This is a genomic window from Algoriphagus sp. AGSA1, assembly GCF_021390545.1.
Classification (GTDB): Bacteria; Bacteroidota; Bacteroidia; order Cytophagales; family Cyclobacteriaceae; genus Algoriphagus.
This window is the reverse complement of record NZ_JAJUWR010000026.1, coordinates 23,673-49,291: the sequence shown is the minus strand read 5'-3', so window position 1 is coordinate 49,291 and position 25,619 is coordinate 23,673. Positions and strand designations below refer to the sequence as shown.

General features: G+C 44.8%; 16 protein-coding genes and 1 pseudogene. 2 read left to right on the top strand and 15 right to left on the bottom strand.

The window, feature by feature from the left end; genetic code table 11:
- Window positions 1-15: 15 nt before the first annotated feature.
- The 13 genes and pseudogenes from LZF95_RS19050 to LZF95_RS18990 all read right to left on the bottom strand — a co-directional run bounded on the left by LZF95_RS19050 (window position 16) and on the right by LZF95_RS18990 (window position 19,929).
- Window positions 16-3,060 (bottom strand): SusC/RagA family TonB-linked outer membrane protein, encoded by a 3,045-nt coding sequence (locus tag LZF95_RS19050; RefSeq protein WP_233756621.1) that lies wholly within the window; start codon window positions 3,058-3,060, stop codon window positions 16-18.
- A 40-nt stretch (window positions 3,061-3,100) separates the two neighbouring features.
- Window positions 3,101-4,996: a RagB/SusD family nutrient uptake outer membrane protein gene (locus tag LZF95_RS19045; RefSeq protein WP_233756620.1), complete on the bottom strand. Its 1,896-nt coding sequence runs from the start codon at window positions 4,994-4,996 to the stop codon at window positions 3,101-3,103.
- Between the two features lie 13 nt (window positions 4,997-5,009).
- Entirely contained in the window at window positions 5,010-8,456 is a 3,447-nt protein-coding gene (locus LZF95_RS19040; RefSeq protein WP_233756619.1) for a TonB-dependent receptor, read from the bottom strand.
- A gap of 154 nt (window positions 8,457-8,610) precedes the next feature.
- A complete protein-coding gene (locus LZF95_RS19035) occupies window positions 8,611-9,639 on the bottom strand; it encodes a FecR family protein (protein ID WP_233756618.1) in 1,029 nt (342 codons plus the stop codon).
- 23 nt (window positions 9,640-9,662) lie between these two features.
- Window positions 9,663-10,346 (bottom strand): RNA polymerase sigma factor, encoded by a 684-nt coding sequence (locus LZF95_RS19030; protein WP_233756617.1) that lies wholly within the window; start codon window positions 10,344-10,346, stop codon window positions 9,663-9,665.
- A gap of 254 nt (window positions 10,347-10,600) precedes the next feature.
- Window positions 10,601-11,230, bottom strand: coding sequence for a pyridoxamine 5'-phosphate oxidase family protein (locus LZF95_RS19025; protein WP_233756616.1), 630 nt, complete (start codon window positions 11,228-11,230; stop codon window positions 10,601-10,603).
- 37 nt (window positions 11,231-11,267) lie between these two features.
- Window positions 11,268-12,188, bottom strand: coding sequence for an alpha/beta hydrolase (locus LZF95_RS19020; protein ID WP_233756615.1), 921 nt, complete (start codon window positions 12,186-12,188; stop codon window positions 11,268-11,270).
- A gap of 211 nt (window positions 12,189-12,399) precedes the next feature.
- Window positions 12,400-13,269, bottom strand: a pseudogene (locus LZF95_RS19015) (alpha/beta hydrolase); the annotation flags it as partial.
- A gap of 52 nt (window positions 13,270-13,321) precedes the next feature.
- Complete coding sequence (locus tag LZF95_RS19010) at window positions 13,322-14,200, bottom strand: sialate O-acetylesterase (protein ID WP_233756614.1); 879 nt, start codon at window positions 14,198-14,200, stop codon at window positions 13,322-13,324.
- 21 nt (window positions 14,201-14,221) lie between these two features.
- Window positions 14,222-15,106: a ThuA domain-containing protein gene (locus LZF95_RS19005; RefSeq protein ID WP_233756613.1), complete on the bottom strand. Its 885-nt coding sequence runs from the start codon at window positions 15,104-15,106 to the stop codon at window positions 14,222-14,224.
- 169 nt (window positions 15,107-15,275) lie between these two features.
- Window positions 15,276-17,759: a glycoside hydrolase N-terminal domain-containing protein gene (locus LZF95_RS19000; RefSeq protein WP_233756612.1), complete on the bottom strand. Its 2,484-nt coding sequence runs from the start codon at window positions 17,757-17,759 to the stop codon at window positions 15,276-15,278.
- 116 nt (window positions 17,760-17,875) lie between these two features.
- Window positions 17,876-18,886 (bottom strand): zinc-binding alcohol dehydrogenase family protein, encoded by a 1,011-nt coding sequence (locus LZF95_RS18995; protein ID WP_233756611.1) that lies wholly within the window; start codon window positions 18,884-18,886, stop codon window positions 17,876-17,878.
- Entirely contained in the window at window positions 18,883-19,929 is a 1,047-nt protein-coding gene (locus LZF95_RS18990) for an aldo/keto reductase (protein ID WP_233756610.1), read from the bottom strand. Before LZF95_RS18990 ends, LZF95_RS18995 begins: the two co-directional genes overlap by 4 nt.
- A gap of 408 nt (window positions 19,930-20,337) precedes the next feature.
- Between LZF95_RS18990 and LZF95_RS18985 the strand changes: the two genes are divergently transcribed.
- The gene (locus tag LZF95_RS18985) at window positions 20,338-21,384 is read left to right on the top strand and encodes a LacI family DNA-binding transcriptional regulator (RefSeq protein ID WP_233756609.1); all 1,047 of its coding nucleotides are present in this window, start codon (window positions 20,338-20,340) and stop codon (window positions 21,382-21,384) included.
- Between the two features lie 67 nt (window positions 21,385-21,451).
- Here the strand turns inward: LZF95_RS18985 and LZF95_RS18980 are convergent, their stop codons facing one another.
- On the bottom strand, window positions 21,452-22,795 hold the full coding sequence (locus tag LZF95_RS18980) for a Gfo/Idh/MocA family protein (RefSeq protein WP_233756608.1): 1,344 nt from the start codon (window positions 22,793-22,795) through the stop codon (window positions 21,452-21,454).
- A 511-nt stretch (window positions 22,796-23,306) separates the two neighbouring features.
- Here LZF95_RS18980 and LZF95_RS18975 point away from each other — a divergent pair.
- Window positions 23,307-24,479, top strand: coding sequence for a sorbosone dehydrogenase family protein (locus LZF95_RS18975; RefSeq protein WP_233756607.1), 1,173 nt, complete (start codon window positions 23,307-23,309; stop codon window positions 24,477-24,479).
- A gap of 24 nt (window positions 24,480-24,503) precedes the next feature.
- Here the strand turns inward: LZF95_RS18975 and LZF95_RS18970 are convergent, their stop codons facing one another.
- A complete protein-coding gene (locus LZF95_RS18970) occupies window positions 24,504-25,613 on the bottom strand; it encodes a hypothetical protein (RefSeq protein WP_233756606.1) in 1,110 nt (369 codons plus the stop codon).
- Window positions 25,614-25,619 lie beyond the last annotated feature (6 nt).

Genomic DNA, 25,619 nt, shown 5'->3' with positions numbered 1-25,619 from the left:
GTTTTTTGGGTCTTGTTAAAACATTGCCCGGATACCGAAATTGTAAAATCTCGTCTGCGGAGCACTTCCGATGTTCATTTCCAGGATATCCCTGTTTGGACTGATCGTCAACAGGTTTGATCCACTGACATAAGTGCCCAATTCCTTGATAAATCCACTACCCAGGATTCTTTGGGGAAAGGAGTAGGATAACTGTATTTTGGCCAGATCAAAGCGGTTGGTGCTATAAAGCCAAAAATCTGAATTCCTGAAATTGTTTGCTCCGTTGAGCGTAGTCAGTCTCGGAAAAGTAGCCGTATCCTGGGTTTCCTCCGTCCATCTATCCCGTACCACTGCAGAGTATTTATCATCAGCGTTTACCCAGAAATAATCATTGTTTTTCATGGCATAGGCGCCGCTTCTCAAGGTTCCCAAAGCGAAAACCGTGAAGTTTTTCACCTTGGCCGACACATGGAATCCCATAGTCAGGGGTGCTCCTGACCATCCACCCCTGCCCAGATAAACCTCATCCTGGGCATTGATAATCCCATCGCCATTCTGGTCTTTATACTTGATATCACCCGGCCTTACTTCACCAAATGCCTGTGTGGGAGAATTTTCTATATCATCAACCCCACTGAAGAAGCCTATACTTTCTAGTCCCCAGATCGCATCAAGAGGCATCCCCTGTCTGTTTTGGTAACTATCCTCAAAGTTTTCAGCTCTTTTGGAAGCCTTCGTATCGTAATACAATCCTGAAACTCCCACTGTCCAATCCACTTCGCCCACTTTCTTGTTCAGGTTGAGCTGAAAATCCACACCATTTCGGATATCGTTATTGTAATTCACATAGGGTATCCAGGATGATATGGGCCATCCTGTGACGAAGTAACTTGGATACAAAATGTTGTTCTGGACAAATAGCCCCGTCATCCTACTGGTAAATACAGAACCATTGAGATATATCAGCTTATTGAACAAGGAGGCCTCAAGTTCCAAACTTATTTCCTCTCTTTTAGGAAAAGTTAAATTGAGGTTCTCACCGCGGCGCACATCGGTACCCGTGTTGTTCAACCCGTCTTTCCACTCGTACCAAGACCCTTCGTCAGTATAGATAGGTTCGTACAGGTAAAAATCCTCTATATCCAAATCGGTGTTGAGAATACCTCCTGAAACGGAGACCCTTAGATCATCCACCACTGATGAGGATGACAGAAACTCCTCCCCGCTCAACCTCCACCCCAAAGACATGGTCGGTGAAATTGCCTTACGGTTTCCTTCGGGTAGTTTGGCAGAATGGGCCAGCGCACTGCTGAATTCAGCGTAATATTTCTGCTTGAAATTATAGGCCAGATACAAGCCCAGATTGGCATTGCTAACTCTATGATACATCGCTGACTCCGAAATCTGAAAGCCGTTTGCCAGTAACAAGGCGCTAACGTTGTGCTTCTCCTGGAATGTTCTCTTGTAGTTCAGTTGAGCGGAGAAGGAGACCGTCTGGCGAAACCAGTTATTATTAATGTTCTGGGTTCTGGAACTGGCATCCTGACCGTATTTGGTCAGGCTTTGAATCTGGTCAATCCCATTGTAATTCGTCCAAGAAGGCTGATACACCGCATACTCATTCTCAAATGACAGGTTGTAGGATGTATTGTAGTTGAGACCAAAAAGCGAGCTGAAGGACAAACCTTCCAACACATTTCTAAGATCAGCATCCACCCCGGCATTGAACTGGAACTGTCGGCTAGTGTAAGTATTGGAGCCACCAGCATAGATGTCCGCTATAGGGTTCTTTTGGTCTAGCTGTGTACCACCTAGCAGGTACTTTCCCCCAATCAGGTGGTCACTGGTCTGCACCAAATCCCAGGATGAATCATCGCCCTGTTCAATGTAATCCAGCGGAATAAGAGGTGCGAACCTGTTGGGTCTCAAAATAGTAGAGCCCTGCCAGTAATCAATATTATCTTCTCCAATACTATAAATGGAATTCACACCTCTGCTGTTGTAGAAAATCGCCGATGCATCCACTTTGGCAGAAATAAAGTCATTCAGGTTCAGATCGATATTACCCCGAACATTGAAGCGTTCATTGGCATTTTCCGCGGCTTGACCAAAATTGAGAACCGTACCCTCTGTCATAAAGCCCACGTTGGTATAGTACCTTGCAGTTTCATTTCCACCGGAGATTTCCAGGTTACCGTCATATCTGGCATAAGCCTCCTGCAGATAATCAGGAGAATAGTAATCCACATTTGGATACCTGTAAATGTTGTTTCCAGAGGAGTAATTGTAGATTTCATTTTCAGAATACAGAGGAGACAAACCATCATTGGTTCTTGCCTCATTATACAGGGTCATATATTCTCCGGAGCCTAGGTATTCAGGATAGGATTTGGGCGTATTCACCCCCGCATTGGTTCTTAGGGTGATATTTTGGGTATTGGCCACACCTCTTTTAGTGGTGATCATGATCACGCCCTTTGCAGCCCGGCTTCCGTAAAGAGCCACGGCATTTACACCTTTTAGGAAGGTCATCTGGGCTATTTCAGTAGGGTGCACGCTATCCACATCCCGTGGCACCCCATCTACCAGCACCAGTGAATAATTATTTCCCCATAAATTGCCATTGAACCCACTTACAAAAGCTTCCATTCTGTCAAGTGGATAAGTGATGTAGTTATCCTCAAGCACTTCAGGCATATTCACGTAGGAGATACCGCCTAAGAGATCCCTTTTATCCTTGGTTTGAAAAGCTACCCTCACGTCATCCCCTTCCAGATCTCCATAGAGTGTAATCTCTTCCAGGTCAGGTGTTGCTCTAAATAATCTGGTTTCATATCCTGGAGCCTCTACAGACAAATATGTATTTGCAGTTACCAGTAATTTCACTACTCCCAGACTGTCAGAAACAGCCGAGTAATCGTCTTCTGCGCTTGTGATGACAGCTCCTTGTATTGTTTTACCGATACTGGACTTCACCACTGGGTTAAGGTTTATTTTCAAGGTACTCTGTGCCATCAGCTCAAGCGGAAACACCACCACAGCGACACAGAATACCATCACTAGTCTAATATATTTCATTATGATTATTCATTTAGATGATAAAAAGTAATCGCACGCATTACCAGCCTGGATTCTGAGTCATTTCAGGATACAGAGACACATCAGATACTTTTAGTGGCAACCAGTAATGCCTTTCAGTAAATGGCCGCTCCAGAATGACTACCTCTCTGATGTTTGCCACTCGGTTTTCAGTAGGATCATCCACATTGAAATCCCCTACCCTGTCCAATTCTACCGATGTCTTGATAGTGTATGGGGCTTCTATCAGCAACATCCATCTTCGCAGGTCAGTAAAGCGGTGCCTTTCGAAGGCTAGTTCTACAGCCCGCTCCCGCCTCAGTTCAGGCAGAAAATCCTCCACAGATCCTGTGTACTTGGAATGCACATTGGCCATGCCTGCACGGTCTCTGATTACATTGACAGCCTCTATTGCTGTTTTACCGAAGGTAGCACTAGGTGCATTTGGGGAATTGTACCCCATCAGCACTGACTCGGCATACATCAGGTAGATATCCGCAAGTCTCATGTAAGGCACATTGATATGGAGAGAAGCACCCCAGTCGTATGCATTATCATACTTATTGGCTCTCAAAGGCACAAACTTTCTGCTCATATATCCGGTGCGGCTTCCGTTGCTCAGGTTTCTATAGCTGCCATTGGTAAACAGGTTGGCATATCTGTTTTGCTCTTCACTGGCATCCGGAATGGCTCCTTGGATCACCTTGACACCATCGAATGTGATATCACTATAAAATCTTGGATCCCGACCTTTCCATGGATAATTGGGATCATATCCGGATTCAGGGTCAGCTTTCGTGATATCATCCGGAAGCGGCAATCCATTGGCCATGCCATAATTGTCATGTACATAATTTGCCGTAGGCATAAACATAGTCGCATCTCCCTGGCTAATCAACAAAGGCATAAACTGCTTGGATATCTGGTAGTTACTTCCATTCGCCCCTGTGGTAGGAGCCCTGAACATCGCCTCGGTACCTCCTGGCATAGCCCAGTTTTGGCCAGTGGTATAAAACATATTGGATTTCTGCGCAAATGGCATGAGGGAATAAATTGTTTGCCCTGTTTCTACCAGTTGGAGTAACTCACCAAACACATCTGCCGCTTGCTTTGCATAATTCGTATCATAACTTTTGCTCCCGGAAGAAGTATAATTCATCAGCGGACTTGCGGCCCACAATAGGTTTTTGCCCAAGTATCCCAGTGCCATGGCCTTATTGATCCGCATGCTGTTTTTACCTATGGTCCTCTTCCCTACGGTGGTATCATCCCAGTCCAACGGTAGTAGATCCGCAGCCCTACGCAGATCCGCCGTAATTCTGTCAGCAGATTCTTTATAGGAAAGTCTGGGAAGTCTTAGCTTTTCATCGCTTGGAAGAACCGTGTCTATGTATGGCATACCGCCGAAATACTGGATCAGCTGAAAATGAAACCACCCTCTGAAAAACAAAAGTTGTCCTTCGATAAACCTTCTTTCCTCATCGGTGGCGTCCGTAAGACGATATAGGTTTTCCAAACCTAAATTTGCTTTACGGATCCCACTCCACGCCAATGGCCAAAGTGCTTTGGCATGATGACCATCAGTGGTAGAGGCATTTGCTTTGTCAAACCAGCCCACTCCGCCACCTTGCTCGGCTTGCCAAGCCCAGAAATTACCACGGTCAAAATTGTAGGAGACTGTAAAAGTCCCGGCTGTGGATTCTATCTCGTCTTCCCCAAAATTCCAGGCACTCACCCAATAGGCCAGCGTGAAATTTGGAATACAATGGTAGAGTTCTTCGGTGAATCCCTGGAAATTAGTGAAATTTTGAAAGGCGGTTTCTTCCGAAATGATGGAATCAGGGGATCTTTCCAGATAATCCTCACAGGAAGTGGCTGACAGGATAAGTACTGTCAGAAATCCGCACTTGAATATATTTTTTATAGAATTGTTCATATGGAATGCTAGGTTAGAATGAAACATTTAGGCCAAGATTGATCCTTCTTACCGTGGGATAAGCACCTGCAAAACCTGCTGAGGAGAAATTGGACTCCCTGTCATCCGGCATATCCGTCCATAGAAGCAAGTTGTTGCCGTTCAAATAGACCCTTAAGGTCTCTACACCTATTCTTCTCACCCAATCTCCATTGAACAGATAGGCGATTTCAGCATTTTTGAGTCGAAGATAGGATCCGTCATAAAGGTAGCGTTGTCCATTGCTATACCCCTGTAGCAACGCCCCCCATCTAGGCATAGGCGCGTCCGGATCCATATTGTCCTCAGACCAATAGCTTCCTTCTTCATATACTCTGTTGAGACGATTATTCAAACTGCTGAGTGGCACATCTCTGGTGACATTGTTCACCCCATAGAACTGCACATAAACACTTAGCCCCTTCCATTCTACCCCAATATTGGTACTGTAGGTATTCTCCGGTACTCCTGAAAAGCCAAATGGAGCCGCATCGAAGGAGTCAATCACCCCGTCCCCGTTGAAATCGAGGATATGCAATCCCCCTGGGAGCTTGAATTGGTCGTTTGCATTGTGCGGTGTACTGCCATACACATCATCCCATGAGCTATAATAGCCATTGCTGATATGCGTACGATACTGCCCGAGCTGATAGCCCTTGGCTTTCTGATAATCAACCTGCAGCTCGGGGTCATCTCTTTCCATCACAACATTCTCCGCATGGGTCATAGAAAAATCTCCCCACACACGAATTTGATTCCCGAAGGTATGGCTCGCCCCAAGGGTAAATTCAAATCCCTTGGTCACGACACGTCCTAAATTTGCCGCTGGGGCGGTGGTTCCATAGTAGCTGGGAATAGAACGGTCATTGGACATTAGTATATCCTTTCTATCGTCCTTGAAATACTCAAAATTACCGTTGATTAACCCATTGAACATATCGAATTCCACCCCGATATTAGTCTTATATACGGTTTCCCAATGTACTTCCGGATTTCCCACGGACGACTGTCTGTACCAGGTATAGGGGCTGTATTCCCCGCCTTCTCCTACGATCCCTAGTTGGGAACTATTTCCATAGACCCACTGGTCCATGAATAGAAACCTACCTCCGATATTGTCATCCCCGACCTCTCCATAGCTGGCCCTGACTTTAAGAAAATCCAAAAATGAAAGGGACTTCATAAACCCTTCTTCCGACAATACCCATCCTATACCTCCGGATGAAAAGAAGGCAAATCTATACTCTGGGGCAAACTTCTCAGATCCATTGTAAGCCCCGCTATAATCCAGAAGATATTTGTTCTTATAGTTATAATTGGCCCGGAAAACCCAATCTTCCCGATACGAGGGGATCATATTCCCAGTGGCATCCTGTTGACGGCTCATCAAGCCCATTAAGGAATAATTGTGACGCTCCGCTATACTTCCGGAGTAGTTCAGCTGAAACTGATAATATAGCCTTCTCTGGGCAGCATCCGGGCCATTCGTCACCACCTGTCCATCTGCAATTCCCCAGGTCACGGCTTCTCTAAAATCAAAACGGCTGTTACCATCCACATAATCATCATAAAGATGGGCTCCGGTCACCGGATCTATCCATTTCTGGAAGGGGGTATTATAAAGATCATTCACCCCTCTGTTAGCCTCGGTAAAAGAATTGTCCACTGCCAGTGTGCCTCGGAAATTCAGTCCCTTCAGGATCATACCCAAATCTTGGTTGAGGACGAAATTTGTGGAAAGCTGTGTTTTTGTCAAGTACTGGACACCACTTACCGCAAGTATCCTCACGGAATTCTCGGCTGCCACATCATCCGGTGCATATACTCCCCAGGCCCCATCTGAATAGACTGGCATAAACGCATCTGGTGGATTTGCATATGCCGCACTCCAGAAGCTACTGGAATTCCCTCCACCCCAAGGGGTTTTTCGGGTGCCGTATGATCCGCCCAGATTCACCTGCAACTGTGTGCTTGAGGTGAGCTGAAAATCCAGATTGCTGCGAAAGTTCAGGCGGTTATAATTGTACCCCGGTTCGTATCCCCGGTTGTTATCAAAACTTCTAAAGAGATCCCCTTCATTTTGGAAGTCAATACTGGCAAAATATTGGGTAAACTTAGTCCCACCTCTTATTCCTACATTGGCATTATATGCCATTGCGTAATCTTTGAAGAGAGTTTCCTGCCAATCTATATTCGGATAACGCTCCGCTTCCTCAAGACTTGAAGGAAATCTATACTTGGTCCGGGTATCGTAAGGAATGTAATCCGCCCATCCGGAGGGGTTTGCCGAAAGTTCATTTTCTATCGCACGGTTGCGGATCCCTATAGCATCGTACGCATCAAACTTACCTGGAAGTTTGGACACCAATTTCATCGTGGAACTTACATTGGCTGTGATCTGGGCTTTTCCTTCCTTGCCTCTTTTGGTAGTGACGATGATTACTCCGTTTGCACCCCTGGACCCAAAAACAGCAGTTGCCGAGGCATCTTTCAACACAGAAATACTCTCCACGGAAGCGATGTCCATGGTGTTGAAAAATTCAGGACGCTCCACTCCATCCACCAAAATTAACGGGGAGTTTCCATTCCAGCTGTTTTGACCACGGATCACAATCTGCGGGTTTTCCCCTCCTGGTACACCGGTACTGGCAGTGGTGATTACACCTGGAAGATTTCCTGTAAGTGCCGCACCCACATTGGACACCCCGCCCGTACGCTTGAGCACTTCCCCATTGGTTTGGGCTACCGCACCCACGATGGTTTCCTTCTTTTGCTCGGCGTACCCGACTACGATCACTTCATCGAGACTCTGGAGATCTTCCTCCAGCACAATATTGATCACTGTCTGATTCTGGACGACAACTTCCTTTTCCACAAAACCTATAAAACTAAAAACCAGAGTCTCCCCTTCATTTACCTGAAGTGTAAACTCCCCATCAAGATTGGTCGTGGTGCCTCTGGTGGTGTTCTTGATCCTCACTGTCACGCCAGGCAGTGCAAGTCCCGTGGGATCCAGCACCTGGCCTCTTACCTCTACCACAGCAATAGGTTCCGGTTGTTTTGGGGGGCTTTTTTTAGAGCCTTTTGTGATATGGATGTTGTCATCAAGCTGCACAAACTTCAGGTTGGTCTGACTTGAGATCGCCAGCAAGACTTCTGATAGAGGTGCATTTCTCTTCGACAAGTTCACTTTGAGCTCATCCACTGCGACCAACGCCTTATTGTAAGTGAATTGAAACCCGCTCTGGGTTTCCAGCTCAGTGATGACTTTATTTAGTGCGCTTTCCTTGAAATTTACGGTGACTTTAATCTCGGCCAGGCCTTTCAGTTGGGCATTACCGGTATTTGCCATCAGCACAGCTGTAAAAAACAGCTGAAAGAGGAACGCACACATAAAATATTTGGAAAGCATAATGATTTTCCTAAGTATTGATTTTTCCATACTTTTGTTTAAGATTTTAAGTGTGTATTACTTGAAATTTAGCCTTTGTTAAATTTGACGATTGAGGCAAAGGCTATAGGCAGAGGAGCATTAGCGATTCTGCCTATTTTTCTTTCAGCTGGTATTGGTATAAGTGTTTTCCATTGTTAGTAGGTTATGGGTTTGAAATTGTTACTGATTTGTTATCTATTGAGTACTTAAACTCGGAGGAGATACTTATGCCTTCCAAAACATGGTCTAAGGACTTATTATGATACCGGCCGGAATAAGACCATCCTTTTTCCACGTTGAGGGTGCTGTGGATAGTGACCCCAAACCAAGTTTCCAGTTTTTCTATGACCTCCGGGTAAGTGTTATCCTTAAAAATGAGGAGTTGGTCTTTCCAGCCAAGTGTTTCCAGCGGATCAAATCCGGTTTTGGATACCTCTCCATTCTTTCGCTTGATTAGCATTTCATTTGGCAATACCGTAATTACTCCACCGATAGAATCCGCTACCTCCACTTTTCCTTCTACCAGCGCAAGCTCAAAATCATCCCCGTTTTTCAGGTTAAAAGAAGTACCGAGTACTTTCACCTGACTATTGTCAATCTCAATGACAAAAGGACGAGTGGCATCTTTAGAGACATCGAAATAGGCTTCACCAATCATTCTTACGGCTCTGTGACCGGAACCAAAGCTTTGGGGATACTCTATTTTACTGGCAGCATTGAGGTGTACCGATGTCCCGTCAGGAAGTTTAAACCGGTACTTTTGCCCAGCTGGATTATCTACCGTAATCCAGGGAATGACCTCTGGCGTATCCTGCTCTTCTGATTTTCCTTTACTCAAGAAATCAACACCATAGATAGTTGAAAAAACCAAGAACAAAATCGCCGCGGTTTTGTGCCAGCCACTCCAGAGAAAATGCCTGCCATCAGTCCTGGCCTGATGGCTCTTTTCCACAATATCCTCATATAGGTCCATGTAAGCCTGGTCGGAGAGCACATATCTTTCCTTGTAATCGACCATGGCTATGATCTCGCGGGCTTTCTGTACCACAGGTCTTCTGGATGGATGGTTTTCTATCCATTTGAGCCAAAAATGGTTTGTTTCTTCTCCAGGATTCTTGACCCATTGAATAAAAAACTCATCATTCAAAAAATCCTCGATCTCAAAATCTATGTATTTACTTTTTTCATCCATGGTAGTGGTAGAAAGTGTGCTGGTTAGGCTTTCTTAACTTCAAATATTTCCTTCAGCTTCTCCATGGCACGATAGACCAAGGTTCTTGCTGTTTTCACTTCGTTGAAATTCATGATATCAGCGATCTCTTTATAGGACAGTTCTTCCTGATAGAGCATGATTATAGCCTGTCGCTGTCTCGAAGTGAGTTGGTTCAGTGCATTGGCTATTTCCATTTTTTGTTCTAAAGCAAATTCCTCATCTATCAACTTCGTCTCATGGGAGGTCTCGATGTAAAACATATTTTCATCTGGCTCTAAGGATATCAAAGGTGATTTATGCTTTTTCTGGTTTTTGAGGAATTTGAACAGCTCCCGGTGGAATACTGTAAGCAAATAGCCTTTTATGCGCTGTACCTCCCCAAGTTTGGCTTGGTTCTTACGTAAATCCACAAACATCTTCTGCAGGCAGTCCCGGATCAATTCTTCCTGTTTGCAGATCTGCATCCCGTAATTAAATAAGTCTGCGACGTACTTTCTGTAGATGTAATTAAATGCCGCCTCATCTCCGTTTTTAAAGGAGTTCCAGACTTCACGGTCCGATTTTTCGGTGTACACGATCATCACCTGACTATGCTGCATATACAGCATAGCTGGTTCTTCAGTGGTTTCAATAGGTTTATTATGGGTTTCTTTCATTTTGAACAGGAAGTAATCTCCACTCTTCATATATATAGAGTACTTTTTGAGGTCAAACAACCTCAAAATTTTAAATTATTTTTTCCTACACCTCAAAAAATCTTCTAGGAATAGGCAAAACCTCCATAAATAATAGGTTTTTATTGATTTTACAGAATAATGTTCCTCCGCAAAAACAACAGATAAACTCAGTTATTTTGAGGACCAACATGTTGGTTCCAACATGATACAGCAGCTTCCCGGAAATCTATTGGAAGTGGAAAAGGATGGCAAAACCGATTGTCTTAATACAGATTGGTTTTCTCATCACGCTTGATGCTATCATCCAATTCCTCATAAGAGATATCCAGCTTTCCATGATCCACCAGCACCTTGGCCAAGGATGGAATGTCGGTTTGTCCGGCAATGTCCTGTTCTGCCCATAACCTAGATCTGATTATGCACTTTGCACAGTGCATGAAAGCCTCCTTCACGCTGACAATAATGGCTAGAGCAGGCGCTTTCCCCTCACAGGAAAGTAGCTCCAGGACTTTTTGGTCGGTTACAATTCTCGCCTCACCATTCACTCTCAAGGTTTCCTTTACCCCGGGAATTAAAAAAACCAATCCCAGATGCGGATTTTGGATGATATTTCTCAAGGTATCCGCTTTTCGGTTTCCAGGTCTATCCGGGATAGCCAGCATTTTATCGTCCAGGATTTTCACGAAACCGGGAGGATCACCTTTTGGCGAAACATCAAAATTCCCGCCCAGATCAGAGGTGGCAATGGTAATAAATGGTGATTTCTCTATAAAACTTCTACAGTGGTCATCAATATGGTCGATGGTTTTCCTTGTCACTATTTCGCTGGGATATCCCAAAATCTCCCGAAGTTCATTCTCCGATGAAATTATATGTTCAAAAGTCCAATCCATGTTTTCTTGCTTTTAGGTGTTCGGTTATCTTCCAAGATCACTTTTCAAGGAAATCATTGACTTCCAGCCAATACATAAATGCGTCAAACCAGCGGTTACTCGTACGGTTAGGGTTGCCCAGACCGAATCCATGCCCTCCATTCTGATAAAGATGGAACTCGACAGGAATGCCGGCTTTATACCAGGAATCGACCACGCCAAACTGCCCTCTGAAAAGAAAATCATCCGTTGCGATTACATTGAACATGGGAGGAGCGTCCTTCGGAACTCCCACCGGCCCCATGCCACCATAGATCGGCCCTATAAAGGCCAACTTCATTGTGTTGGAATTAAGGGTGCAATGCATGGTCAATCCCGCTCCGGCAGAAAACCCTATCATTCCCAGACGACTGGTATCCACACCCCACTCTTCCGCCCTGTCCAAAATCATGGCATAGGCAGCCTCAGCATCCTCCAATTGATCCGAAAGAGTAAAAGGAACGGGAGCTGGACGTGCCGCAGCTTGGGAATCCGCAGGTGGAGTGGCTGCCGCAAAAGTCTGGTTCATAGTCTCTTTAAAATCATCCAAGGACTCCGGAGTGGGACGCAGACGGTATTTGAGTACAAATGCCGCTATTCCCTGATCGGCAAGTGCCTGGGCCACTTCCCAGCCCTCATTGCCCAGAGACAGCCATCTGAACCCTCCTCCAGGAGCGACGATTACGGCAGCACCTGTGGCCTTGTCTGGCTCAGGTAAAAATGGAGTAAGTGTAGCGGTAGTAATATTCCTTGCCATGGGATCACCCCATTGCTTAAACCAGGTTTCAGAAGCTGGTTGGTTTTCAACCCCTCCTGTGCCGAGTAGTATGGCATTAGGTTCTTCGGGGTTTTCTAAGGGATAAATAGTCCCATCCTGCGCTATGGCTGAGGAGGTGATCACCAAGCAAATTGCCAGGATTGAGGTTTTAAATAGGTTCATTGTATTTTGGGTTTTGGTATAAAATAGGTATAGGTACTTTTACTGTAAGGTCTGCACGGAAGAGACTAAGGCATCGTAAAGTGTGTAAAACACCGACCCCAACTCACTACGGGACAATCTGCTTATAGCAGAGCTTCAGCCAACAAAACAAAGAATCTGGCATCAGCATCATATTGAGCATAAGTGAGATTTATCAGTCTGTCGTGATTTCCAGTGGGCTGTATTTGTCAAACTTAGATTGATCCACAGGTTTGAAAAGCAGCTGGGAAAACATATAAAGCCCATTTTTCCAAACCTTGAAATCATGACCACCAGTTTCCAGATAATAGATATGCGGTACATCATTTTCTACTAAATACTCATGGGTGCGGGAAGAGAATCTGAGCAATCCATCGGCATCCCCACAGGAAATCCAAAGAAGCTTCAACATGTCCTTTGTCTTCTCAGGATCTGGCACTAGGACTTGCGGTTCCTTGGTATTGGGAGCGGAGGAAAAGCCTCCCACCCAAGCAAACATGTCCAAATTACCAAGGCCAAAATTCAGTGATTGTCCTCCTCACATAGACAGTCCGGCAATGGCTCTGTGCTCCCTATCAGTCAATACCGGATACTTCTTTTCAATAAACGGAATAAGATCATTGAGCAAATCCTGCTCGAAAGTCGCAAAGGCCTGCACTTTTTCAGGCTCCATAATATTTCCTCCGGCACTATCATCCTTCATCGCTCTACCATTTGGCATGACTACAATCATGGGCTCTAGCTTTCCATCCGCATAGAGATTGTCGAGAATTACCTCCGGATGGCCGCCGTTCAGCCATTCTTTTTCATCCCCCCCTATTCCATGAAGCAAGTAAAGCACGGGATATTTTTCTTTCTTGGAAAAGCCCGGAGGGGTATATACCAAGGCATTTCGATCATTTCCTACGGTTTTTGAAGGATAAGTGATGGTTTCGATTTTACCCTGCGAAATCCCATCTCTAGCTTGGTCAAAGCCCACGGGGGCTTCTTTTTCCAAATGCTGGGCATGGAGTTGCCCTACGCAGAATAACAACAGGAATAATAGGTTTTTTGAGCGGTTCATAGGTTTATAGGTTATTTTTTGGATTAAAATTTTCGGGTCAAAAACCCGGTATTTATTCTTTCATCAGCAGATGGGCCATTTGCTCCCCATAGCGGGATCCGAGTAAGCGATAACCGGCCGCGGAAAAATGCAGCCCGTCAGCAACAGCCTCACAATCCGCAGAGGAGATCACATAGGAATTAGGAATCAAAGCGGGCAGTGTCGCAATGATCGGGTTCATACTTGCGCACTTGCCTCCCTGCTCAGCACTTACCAGTTCACCAGCCAAAAACGGGACAGAATCCGGCGCCAACCCCAGGTCGCTTAAAAGATTATTATACACTCCTTGCACTTTTTTTGGCCAGGTTTCGTCACCGGTGTTGGATTCTCCCTGATGTAGCAGAATACCTTTGATCACACCGTCTTTTTGCGCGATCCTTGCCAGCTCAAGCAATCTTCCGTAAGGGTTTCCGTCATATTGGGCGATCATTCCTTTCATCCATCCGGGAGCTGTCGCCGCATAGGACTCATACCCGTCTTTCTCAAAAAGCTCGATTTTACAGCCTCCCACTGATACATTGATAATTCCGATTTTGATGCTGTCCGGAAGACTTGCTGCCAAAGTTTTTCCAAAATAATCACCAGGGGTAAGACCGGTATTGCAGCGACTGAGAGGAGGAACAGCTGGATACCAATTTCCCATTTCTCTGTTTAAGTCAGGGCAATCCACCGCCTGAAGTACCTGAAATCTATCGTTTGTCACTGTATCCTGATACTCAAACTTTGCATGGCCTTCCATATTGGACTGTCCGAAGCTGAGAAATATGTAAAAATTAGTATCTTGGGCAAAGCTGGTTGCCGTAAAAAAACAAGTTAAAAAACTTGTTGTAAGCAAGTTAAGCGTTCTCTTTATCCAATTTATGGACTTATTGGAAGGTAATGGGTTTATCATACTAGAGGATTTAAAGTTTATCTACTCATTTTCAATTATACCCAACATTTCATTTGGACGGAGACTATAATTTTCATTGTTAGGAAAGTCATCCGGCACAGGATAGGTCACCTTTCCGCTGGCCAACCATTCTGCAGCCCGGATCACAGTAGTCTGAAATCCCGCACATCTATAAGCTGGAGGGTAGGTTTCCCCTTTCCAAAGATGTCCCATACTGGAATTATAGACGTTTCCTTTTCCATACTTTACCACCCACTCTACAGGCCACATTTTTTTGGTATCTGTACTGTCATAAGCATAAGACAATACTTCCAGATTTTGGCCGGTGCCCCGGGGGTAGCTGTAAACCTCCGTGTTCACGGTTTTCCAGGATGCTGGATACCCCTCATTAATGGGGTGAGGATTCAGTATCTGTATGAGCGCGTCAAACCGATCTCCATGGCTCGTCCCTTTTCCCTCACCTCTAAGGTGTCTGACCAGTTGTTTTTGCTCGTTTACTTCCAGAGCAATCCCTGAATCCGCTGAACGCCAGCCCAGCCCGATCATCTTATCGTATTCCTTCCAGTGGGGAAAGGCGTTGTTGGCAGAATGAAGAATATACAAACCTCCGCCTTGCCTCACGTAGTCTTCCAGACTCTTCTGAGCAGGTTCAGGCCAGGTTAGCTTTAAATTATGGATATTGTTTGTGTTTTGAATGACTACAGCATAGGATTGGAAATCAGGATTCCATTCCTGCTTTTGCATACTATCCAATGGAACCGTAGTCACATCAACCTTAAACTTCCCACTACTTTCCAATATCCATCGGATCACCTCAGTAGTTTGTTTCCAGTCATGATTGCTGAATCCATCCACGATCAAGACTGCATGCTCAGCCTTACTCTGGGCAGAAAGACTCCCGTTCATAATTAGACACAAACCAAAAGCGATCAACGAAGAAAACCGCCTTACACAAAGCCTTGATGAATAAAAAGCTTTCTTGAATCCCATTATTGACCAGTATTATTTGTTTTCTGCTTACTCATTTCATACTTGTATTCTATTACGCATAGTAAGGACATGTTTTTACCAGAACTCATTCCCCTGCCACCAAGGTAACCACCTCTCCTGCCACGGTCTTGATATCATACAGCTTCATATCGCTAAGATCCACAGGAATAATATCAGCCTCTGGGGACACAATTGGATCGGCAGTGACTGGCACCTGATAGAAAGGGTTTGGGTTTTCACCTTTCGCATTCATTGGTTTATCACCGTTTGGCAGCCCCAGCGAGTTAGGCACTCTTACTCTCAAATTGCCTCCTATGGCCGATTTGATCACGACTTTTTCGATTTTTCCGCCTTCCCACTTCAGTTCCACCACCTCAAAACCTCCTTTAGCCCTAATTCCTGTTATACTGCCGTCTTGCCAAACATCTGGTAAAGCCGGTAATAGATGAATCTCTCCATTGGCACTTTGCACCAGCATCTCGGTAATCCCTGAAGTACAGCCGAAATTCCCATCAATCTGGAAAGGTGGATGCGCATCAAACAGGTTGTTGTAAGATCCTCCACCTCCTCGATTGGAACCTACAGGAGAAAGCTGGTTTTGGATCAGTTTATAAGCATGATTGCCATCCAGCATCCTTGCCCACCAATTGACTTTCCAGCCCATGCTCCAGCCGGTGGATACATCTCCACGCTGGATCAAGGTGTTTTTGGAAGCAGAATACAATTCAGGAGTACGAAGCGGGGAAATCTGATTGGATGGAAAAAGTCCGTACAAATGGGAAATATGACGGTGATGATCATTTGGATCGTCAATATCATCCAGCCATTCCTGAAGTTGTCCATGTTTCCCGATTTGCATTGGAGGCAATTGATCCCTCATGGCTCTTAGCGAATCCGCAAAAGACTGATCATTTCCGAGCATCTCCGAAGCCTGGATAACGGCACTGAATGCATCAAAAACCAATTGATTGTCCATGGTAGTACCTGCATCCAAAGAAGAACCTTCGTGTGCCGCAGGGGCATTTTCGGGTGATGTTCCAGGATTGACTACCAGCCAAGGCTTATCCGGATGCTCCACCAAGAAATCCACATAGAACATCGCCGCGCCTTTGAGTATGGGATAGATAGATTTCAGGTACTCCATATCTCCACTATATTGGAAGTGCTCCCATAGATGCTGACTTGTCCAGGCTCCGCCCCCGCTCCAGATTCCCCAGAATATGGCATCTACCGGCCCGGTGATTCTCCAGATATCCGTGTTGTGATGTGCCATCCAACCGCGTGCCCCATACATGACTCGAGCTGTTTCTTCCCCAGCCTCAGCCATTTCGGTGACCATTTTGAGGAATGGTTCATGTAGCTCGGCCAGATTGGTTTTCTCTGCTGGCCAGTAGTTCATCTGCGCATTGATGTTGATCGTGTATTTACTGTCCCATGGCGGGGACATTTCCTTGTTCCATATGCCCTGAAGATTAGCTGGCTGACCTCCCGGCTGTGAAGAAGAGATCAATAAATACCTTCCGTACTGATAATAAAGCGTGACCAACTGAGGATCATTTTCTGTTCTAAAGCTTTTTAATCGTTCGTCTGTCGGTAGCTTAGAGGCTTCTGTCTCACCCAAGTCCAGGGTCACCCTATTGAAGTACTTTTGATATTCTATCAGGTTTGCCTTTAGCAGGTCTTCAAAAGATTTGGTGGAAGCTTCGTCCATATTTGCCTCAGCCCTGGCATTTTCATCTCCAGATAGATCGAGGTAGTTGTTGAAATTAGTCGCAATGGAAACATAAACAGTGGCTTCGTCAGCGTCCTTGACAATAAGTGAATTGTCCGAAGAAGTGAGTACCCCCCCCTTGTTATTGATCTTGGTGAGGCTTTTGAATTTTACCTGGCCTTTTACCCCTTCATGATCCGTGGTAATGCCGGAGATAGTCAGTTCATTCTCTGGTCTTTGTTCGATAATCGCATTTGGCTGTGGAGTGGACATGGATGCCGTGAAAGAGATCATACCAGGCTTGCTGGCGGTAAAATGAACAGCGATTACATTGTCCGCAAAGGATGCGATGGCTTCGCGGGTATAAGTCACTCCATCTACGGTATAGCTTACTTTGGAAATCGCCTTTGCTAAGTCCAATTCCCTACGATAATCGGTAAATATACTGTGCCCTTCAAAAGCAATATTCAGATCTCCCACGGGCTGGAACTTTTGTCCATGAGATTTCTTGCTCTGGATGGTTTTCGCGGCCAGCTCCTCAGCCTCTTTTTGCTTTCCTTCGAAAATCAAGCGGCGGATCTCCGGCAAAGCTGCCAAGGCGTCCGGGTTATCATTTCTGTTTGGGCCGCCCGACCAAACGGTATGCTCATTGAGCTGGATAAGCTCATTTTCCACATTCCCATAGACCATGGCACCCAGTTTACCATTGCCGATCGGCAAAGCATCAGTCCACACATCGGCAGCTGGCTGCTTATACCAAAGTGTCAAGGGTGAGCTTTCCTGGGCTTTCACCTGAAAGGAAAAAGCTAGAAAGAGCAATACAAATAATCTTCTTAAATAATATTTATTACTAGGCATTTTGGGTTTGTTACTATTTTTCAATTCTATTTTTAAATAAATCCACTTTTCTATCTGTAAGGAGAAAACAGCAACACAGGCTTTGAGTCCCCCCATTTCGGCTTCATCCGTCTCCCTCACACTTCCACCAAAGCCTTGATCACCCCGGTTTCAGGATCTAGCCAAGACTGAAAATCATCTTTTACCCGATCAAACCTCACCCGATGAGTGATGTAGCTTTCCACTGACAATTGTCCTGAAGCCATAGCTTCCAACACCTGATCAAAGTCTTCTCTGGTGGCATTTCTGCTACTCATCAAAGTCGCTTCACGCTTGTGAAATTCAGGATGAGAGAAGGCAATTTCTCCTTTTTGCAAGCCTACCAAGACATAGTTACCTCCGTGGGCTATGTATTGAAATCCTTGATTTATGGCAGTCAAGTTGCCCGTGGCATCAATTACAACATCACAAAAGTCACCGTTTGTGATTTCCTGAATTACTTCATGAGCACTTGCTCCAGCTTTCACTACATGCGGTACTTTCCAGACATCCCTACAAAACTCCAGTCTCTTTTCATTGACATCCATCGCGATCACCTTGGCTCCGGCGATCCGTGCAAACTCCATTATACCCAATCCTATCGGACCCGCCCCGATCACCAGCACAAACTGTCCCGGCATCACTCCCCCCCTGCGAACTCCATGGGCACCTATGGCAAATGGCTCAGCCAATGCAAGTTGATCCAATCCCAGCCCATCTTTTTTCACCAAAGAAGAAACCGGCAAGGAGACAAACTCTCTCATGCCCCCGTCCTCATGAACCCCAAAAACACTGATTTTTTGGCAGCAATTGGGTTTACCATTTCTACAGGCCACACAGATTCCACAGCTGAAATATGGTATCACGGTCACCATGTCACCCTCGGATATTTCTTCATTTTCTTCGATTTCCATCACTTCCCCAACCAGCTCATGCCCTAGGATTCTTGGATAGGAGAAAAAGGGTTGCGTTCCTTCAAAAGCGTGTAGGTCAGTACCACAGATACCGATTCTTTTAATCTTCACAAGAGCTCGTCCCTCGGAAAGCTGAGGCTTTTCCGCGTCCAAATAGTCAAATTCACCCGGCGAGGTACAGCTTAAAATCTTCATTCTGCTTTATTCAATTTAAATTCTGATAAATAGTCAGCGATCAAGCCTAGTTCCTTACAGGCATCCCAAAATGAATCCCGAATGGGGCTTTCGCAAAACTCTGCATTAGCCTGGATTCTCTTAATCGAAGTAGAGTTGAGTGCCAAGGAATTTACTCCTGGCAGTTGAAGCGCAAATTGGATACAGGCATGTGCTGGATCGACTTCGCAGGATTTGCAAAGGCTAAAGAATTGCTCTCTCCATTTATATTTTTTTCGATTTTCCGGATCAGTTTCATTCATTTTCCTATAATCAAAATAATCCCCACCCACCAAGAATCCTGAATGGAAAACTGCTGAATTAATTATTCCCACGCCTTCCTTTTCCAGTAATCTCATAAATCCAAATAACTCCATAGGATGATCGTAAACAGTCATGCTGTTGGCTATCATTACCCAGTCGAGTGGAAAATGCCGATAAATCTTTTGAATCACCTTCCAATCTTTCGATCCAACACCTATTGCTTTCACCTTTCCAGCTTTCTTCAGTTCCTCCAATGCCGCATATCCTTCCAGAATATCCGCAAATCTCTTCTCATAATCCTTTGGAGAGTCCGACTGATTGAGATACTCATCAGGGTCATGGATGGAAACCAACTGTGCATCAAACCCTTTGAGCAATTCATTTCCCTCCTCAAAACAATTCAGAATTCCCTGATAACTGATCTCCTGAACAGCATCATAGGCAAGTTCCTTCCAAACATCCCTTTCAAAAGTAGGCTCCGTCCCTGTCAAAGGCGTACGTCTCCATCCCAGTTTGTTGCTGATCAGTACGTTGTCCTTTGGCACCTGCAAATCGTACAATGCCTGTCCTAATGTCTCCAAAGCTAAACCGGCGCCATATTTCCCGGCAGAATCGAAGACTATCCCATCGGGAAAGAAATCCAAGGAAGCCATCACCAATTCCAGTTTTTGCTCATAAGGAGTAGCATCGTAAAGATTTCCCAGACTACTTGTGCCTATAATCATTGAAGGCGTATATATGCCGGTTTGTCCTAGTTCCATATTTGATTTTACTTCGAGCAATTGTTGTTTCGGGATTTTGTGCGGCAAAACCCGACTTATTCAAAACAATCAACCAATATCATAAATCTGGGTAAAAGTATATTGGTCAAACGTTTGACCTGTCAATTCAATCTCAGGTCTAAAAATCCGGAGGCTTTCATGTGTTTGTTTTTGATTTTTATAGGTCACATGGAATCTCGCAGCGATTATAATCATGCCAGTGTGTGACTTTTTAGTCATGCTCGATTTCATGTGTTTATAATTGATTTTTATAGGTCATAACCTGTCCCGTGACGAAGGAAACGGGATGGAATGCCCCGAAATGATCATTCCCCTGTGTGAGGAGCCATTCTCATGGGCATTTCATGCATTTATACTAAATTAGTCCTGACAAGCCCCCTAAAATGAATGAAAAAGAAAAGAACCAGCATCATTGATATTGCCAATGCACTCGATGTGACGCCCTCCACCGTATCGCGGGCGTTGAACGGAGGTGGTAAAGTCAGTGAGAAAAAAAGGCTTGAGATTATTTCCCTGGCCAAAAAGCTGGGATACAGACCCAACCCCATTGCAAAAAGTCTCTTGGATAACCGTACCCACACCATAGGTTTGATCATTCCCGAATTTACCCATCATTTTTACAGCTGCTTGCTTGCGGGAATAGAAAGTGTCACTTCACAGGCAGGATACCAGCTGCTGATCTGCACTTCCAATGAAAAGCAAACGCAGGAAATCAAGTCCACCCAAACACTTTTAGATGCCCGGGTAGATGGAATACTTGCGACCATCTCCAAAATGAACGACAAGTTTGAGCATCTGCAGGAAGTTATGGACAGTGGGACTCCACTGGTTTTGGTGGATAGATATACAGAGGAACTGGATACCCCATATGTAGTCTCAGACGATTTCAACGGTGCCTTTTCTGCGGTGGATCACCTGTGCCAAATTGGCTGCAAGGATATCCTTCACCTGAAAGGCCCTGAAAACCTATCCACTACTTTCAACCGATTTATGGGCTATAAAGAGGCACTTCGAAAGCATAAGATCGAATTGAAAGAGGAACTGGTTCTGGAAAGCGGCAACAAGGATCTAGTGGAAAAAATCAGGTTTTGTCTGACAAATTTCCGGGTGGATGGGGCATTTGCCTACAGTGATTACCTGGCTTTTGAGATATATAAGGTAGCGAGCAAACTTGATATTCCAATCCCGGAAAAACTATCAGTGATCGGCTATGCGGATGAGCCTATTTCTTCCTTTATACATCCTACCTTGAGCACAGTGAACCAACAGCCATTTGAAATGGGAGCGCTTGGGGCGATATACCTGCTCAATAAAATCAACAACCCGGATATCAATATGGAGATCAAATCATTACAAACCAAACTAATGATCAGGGATTCATGTCTAAAACCAAAGCTTCTAGATGAGCAAGAAGTAATAAAAGAGGTATTTTAACTTGAAACCATCAAAAAAGCCTGTCAGAATCATTTCCGACAGGCTTTTACATGGGGTATGCCGTGTATTATCCCAAATCAGGCAACTCGAAACCAGCTCTATATTCCCGGGTCAGCATGGCATCTGCCTCCGGGTCATTGACAAATTTCTCTGATGCTGGGTCAAAGTCCAGCACACGTCCCAGCCTGTAAGCGATATTCCCTAAGTGGGCCAAACCTGAAGAAAGATGGGCGGTTTCTACCGGGCCATTCAGCAAGGTTTTATCATGCTTTCGGACTGCCTCAATGAAATTGGCAAAATGTCCGTCGGTTCCTCCAGCTCCTCTGTCCATACCTGAAGCGGCTTCTCCCCCATCATCTCCCGATTTGCCCGGCGTACGGTCATTGCCCAGAAAGGTCTTATACTTATCATATCCATCAACCACCAGATACCCCTTGTCCCCATAGAAAATATTTCCAACTGTCGCCCCATCCTCAGCATTGGTGTACCATGGACGTACTTCAAACTGGATGATCTTATTCTCCTCAGGATAGTTATAGATTGATGTCAGTACTTCAGGCACTTGCTTGCTGTCATTCCACAGGTATTTCCCTCCCATGGAAGTGATTTTGGTCGGGAATCCTACATCGAGCCCCCACATACAAAGGTCTGTTTCGTGAATCCCCTGATTACCTACATCACCGTTGCCATAGTCCCAGTGCCAGTGCCAGTTGTAATGCACAAGGTCACGGGTAAATGGCACTTTGGGAGCAGGCCCCGTCCAAAGGTCATAATCCAAACCCTCCGGCTCCGGGGAAACACCCTTAATCCCTATATCTCCACGCATTCTAAAGACCAGCCCACGGGCCATATAGACTCTGCCTATATACCCATCTCGCATTAATTCTATAGCCTCCTGCACCGCAGGGGAGCTACGTAGCTGAACACCATGCTGAACGATCCTGTCATACTTTTCAGCTGCCTGGATCATCTTACGCCCTTCAGAGAGATTATGAGAGCCTGGCTTCTCCACATACACATCCTTGCCCGCCTGGCAAGCCCAAATAGTAGCAAGTGCATGCCAGTGGTTCGGAGTGGCGAGACTTATTACGTCTATATCTTTGTCATCCATCACCTTGCGGAGATCTTGCTCTAAGGCCACGTCTTTGCTGTACTTGTCTTTAAATGCCTTCTGCCCTTCCTTCAACAGTACCATGTCAGGGTCACAAAGCGTGGTTACCTGTACATCTTTTTGAGCCATGAAGCTCTGAATATGGTTTTTACCTCTACCGTTGATGCCTAATACCGCTGCATTGATCCGATCATTGGCACCAAATGCGGAAGCTGGTATGAATGTCGGCAAAACCATGGCCGCTGAACCTGCAACTGCCGTTTTTTTCAGAAAAGTTCTTCTCGATGATTCTATACTCATTGTCTATGATTATTAGGGTTGTAATTGAAACTCAATTTATTGAAAAAATAGGCAAAAACCCTATAAAATTACACCTATAAACAAATTGAAATCATTAACCGCAAAAAAAACAACTGATAGCCAAAGTAAATTTCTTAGCTAAATTTATTTGATCACACCTAATGTTTTTACTTAGAGCGTACCGAAAAACGCCAGTAATAGATCGATAGCTATTAATTTAAATGATTAGCCCATTTTTCATGCGAACGGTTTTTCAGCATAGGTTCTTGTCCATACATCAGAAAATCCCAAAATCGGGACTTTCAAGCGGATCCTACTTAGTGGGATTTAACTTTTGATTAAAAAAAATGGATTCTCATTTCCAGAATCATCGAAAAAGAACCCAATAATCCATACCTAGCCCTTTCTATCCCGTAAAGATTATAGGCAATGAATGATTGTATCTGTTTGCCCAAGATATCGAGTACTTTAATAGAACCTAGTTACCAACAACCACTAGCCCTACTGCATCATGAAAATCTATTACAACACCCTATTATTGGTAATCATGGGAAGCCACCTAGCTTGCTCCCAGAACAATCAACCTGATATTCCTGCTCCAACTGGCAGCATCATAGTAAAAGAAGCCTTTCCCGAATTATCTTTCACCCGACCGGTGGATTTCCAACATGCAGGTGACAATTCCGACCGTCTCTTCGTAGTGGAGCAGCGTGGAGTGATTTCAGTTTTTCAAAATGAGGAGAAAGTGGAAGAAAAGGTTGAATTCCTTAACCTCGAAAGCAAAGTAGATGATTCTGGAAATGAGGAAGGACTATTGGGACTCGCTTTCCATCCTGAATATGAAAGCAATGGTTTTTTCTACGTCAACTATACAGCATCCAACCCGGACAGAACAGTAATCTCTCGATTTTCTGTATCCTCCAATAACCCTGAGCAGGCTGACGCTTCCAGTGAACTCATACTTCTTGAGTTTGACCAGCCGTACTCCAACCATAACGGTGGTCAAATCTCATTTGGTCCCGATGGCTATCTTTATATAGCTGTGGGTGATGGCGGAAGTGGTGGTGATCCACAGGGAAATGGCCAAAACAGAAAAACACTGTTGGGCAGTATTCTACGAATAGATGTCAACAAACAAGATGGCTCGGTTAATTACTCTATTCCGGAAGACAATCCATTTGCTGATAACACAGAAGGTTTTCGTGAGGAAATTTACGCCTACGGCTTACGAAATCCCTGGAGATTTAGCTTTGATTCGTCCAATGGCGACCTATGGACAGGAGATGTGGGACAGAATAAATACGAAGAGATCGATATTGTGAAAATTGGGGGCAATTACGGATGGAATACCATGGAGGGCTTTCACTGCTACAATTCGTCTGATTGTAGTACGGAAGGCTTGGAAATGCCTATCTGGGAATATGATCGGTCCCAGGGGGATATTTCCGTTACTGGCGGATTCGTTTACCGCGGCTCTGACATTCCAGGACTAGTGGGCAAGTATATCTATGCGGATTATGTTTCAGGGAGAATCTGGAGCCTGGATGCCATGAATCCTGACTCTCCTGTCAACACCGAACTTTTGGACACTGATTTCCCTGTTTCGTCATTTGGGATTGATCAAAATCAGGAATTATATATCTGCGGATTTGACGGAAAAATCCACAAGCTTGTGCAGGAATAACAAAAACCAGGACATTCCTTCAGTTTATTGACCGGAGTTGCTCATGTATTCCTCAGCTTTTTTGGCCAGATATTTATTCTCAGATGAGGCAATTTGCTGTACAGAAGCAATGGTTTTCCGGTCATTTATCCCCTTGGCTTTATAAATATCCAAAATACCGGCGATGATAGGAACCTCGTATGCCGGTAGGTTTATGTTTAACTTCCCCACCACTTCAGGTAAAAGGTAGTCGGCATCTTTGAGCAAGGCCAATGTTTTACTCTTCATCCCAAAATCAAAAGCCTGGAAGTTATCCATAAGCTGTATCTGTAACTCTTCATCAAGCAAATCCTCTGGCACTAAGCTGTTGAGACAGCGTGCTGCGATCCCAAAATCCTCAGTCCCCATCAAATCCATTAAAATATCCTTTGACTTTGGGAGTTCCGAAAGACGGCCACGCACCCTTTCAATAGCCCAAACCTTATCCTGGTAAGGCGCCTTTGTGAGTATGTCTTCCACATACTCATCATCCATGGCTTCATCTGTCCAGGCTTCCACCTCCGCCTGACTACTGCCATAGACCAATTCATAAATAGTGTAGGTGGTATAAGCCGATCCTTGTATTACGTATTCCAGCACATCTTTAGCTGTAGCTCCACTCATCCCATCCACCTTGTATAGCGCAGCTTTGTTTTTTGCGGCGATCTGGTTGTAAGTAAATTCCCCAAGCGGAAGATCAGGGTCAGAAAGCAAACTGTTTAGCCTGATATATTCTTCCTCAGTAAAGGGCACATGGTCATCTTTGCTCAAAAACTCATTATCGGGTAACTCAAACCCAAGGTACCTGCCTGTAGGGTTCCAATAAAGTGTGATATTGAGCGTCTTGCACTGGTCATCATAGCAGACTCCAGTATTTACATTTCTAGAATAGTACACCGGAAAACCATCTTTGGAAATGTATTGGTACAAGGTTACGTTCCGTTTTTCCACCTCGTCATAGATCTCCTTGTTGTGTATTTTTGCCACAGGAAAATCCAAGGTCAATTCATTCTGGTATTTTATATTCCTGCTATCCTTTACTCCATACAAAAAACAACTTTCAATCCCCCCAGGAAGGAATAAGAACAACGAGGAGAATAAAAACAATTTAATCATTTTGGT

Coding starts and splice junctions, on each gene's coding strand:
- LZF95_RS19005 (WP_233756613.1), bottom strand. CDS start 15,106: ATGAACGGGAGTCTTTCTGCCCAGAGTAAGGCTGAGCATGCAGTCTTG.
- LZF95_RS19035 (WP_233756618.1), bottom strand. CDS start 9,639: ATGGATGAAAAAAGTAAATACATAGATTTTGAGATCGAGGATTTTTTG.
- LZF95_RS19025 (WP_233756616.1), bottom strand. CDS start 11,230: ATGGATTGGACTTTTGAACATATAATTTCATCGGAGAATGAACTTCGG.
- LZF95_RS19045 (WP_233756620.1), bottom strand. CDS start 4,996: ATGAACAATTCTATAAAAAATATATTCAAGTGCGGATTTCTGACAGTA.
- LZF95_RS18980 (WP_233756608.1), bottom strand. CDS start 22,795: ATGAGTATAGAATCATCGAGAAGAACTTTTCTGAAAAAAACGGCAGTT.
- LZF95_RS19030 (WP_233756617.1), bottom strand. CDS start 10,346: ATGAAGAGTGGAGATTACTTCCTGTTCAAAATGAAAGAAACCCATAAT.
- LZF95_RS18995 (WP_233756611.1), bottom strand. CDS start 18,886: ATGAAGATTTTAAGCTGTACCTCGCCGGGTGAATTTGACTATTTGGAC.
- LZF95_RS19050 (WP_233756621.1), bottom strand. CDS start 3,060: ATGAAATATATTAGACTAGTGATGGTATTCTGTGTCGCTGTGGTGGTG.
- LZF95_RS19000 (WP_233756612.1), bottom strand. CDS start 17,759: ATGCCTAGTAATAAATATTATTTAAGAAGATTATTTGTATTGCTCTTT.
- LZF95_RS19020 (WP_233756615.1), bottom strand. CDS start 12,188: ATGAACCTATTTAAAACCTCAATCCTGGCAATTTGCTTGGTGATCACC.
- LZF95_RS18975 (WP_233756607.1), top strand. CDS start 23,307: ATGAAAATCTATTACAACACCCTATTATTGGTAATCATGGGAAGCCAC.
- LZF95_RS18970 (WP_233756606.1), bottom strand. CDS start 25,613: ATGATTAAATTGTTTTTATTCTCCTCGTTGTTCTTATTCCTTCCTGGG.
- LZF95_RS18990 (WP_233756610.1), bottom strand. CDS start 19,929: ATGGAACTAGGACAAACCGGCATATATACGCCTTCAATGATTATAGGC.
- LZF95_RS19040 (WP_233756619.1), bottom strand. CDS start 8,456: ATGGAAAAATCAATACTTAGGAAAATCATTATGCTTTCCAAATATTTT.
- LZF95_RS18985 (WP_233756609.1), top strand. CDS start 20,338: ATGAAAAAGAAAAGAACCAGCATCATTGATATTGCCAATGCACTCGAT.
- LZF95_RS19010 (WP_233756614.1), bottom strand. CDS start 14,200: ATGATAAACCCATTACCTTCCAATAAGTCCATAAATTGGATAAAGAGA.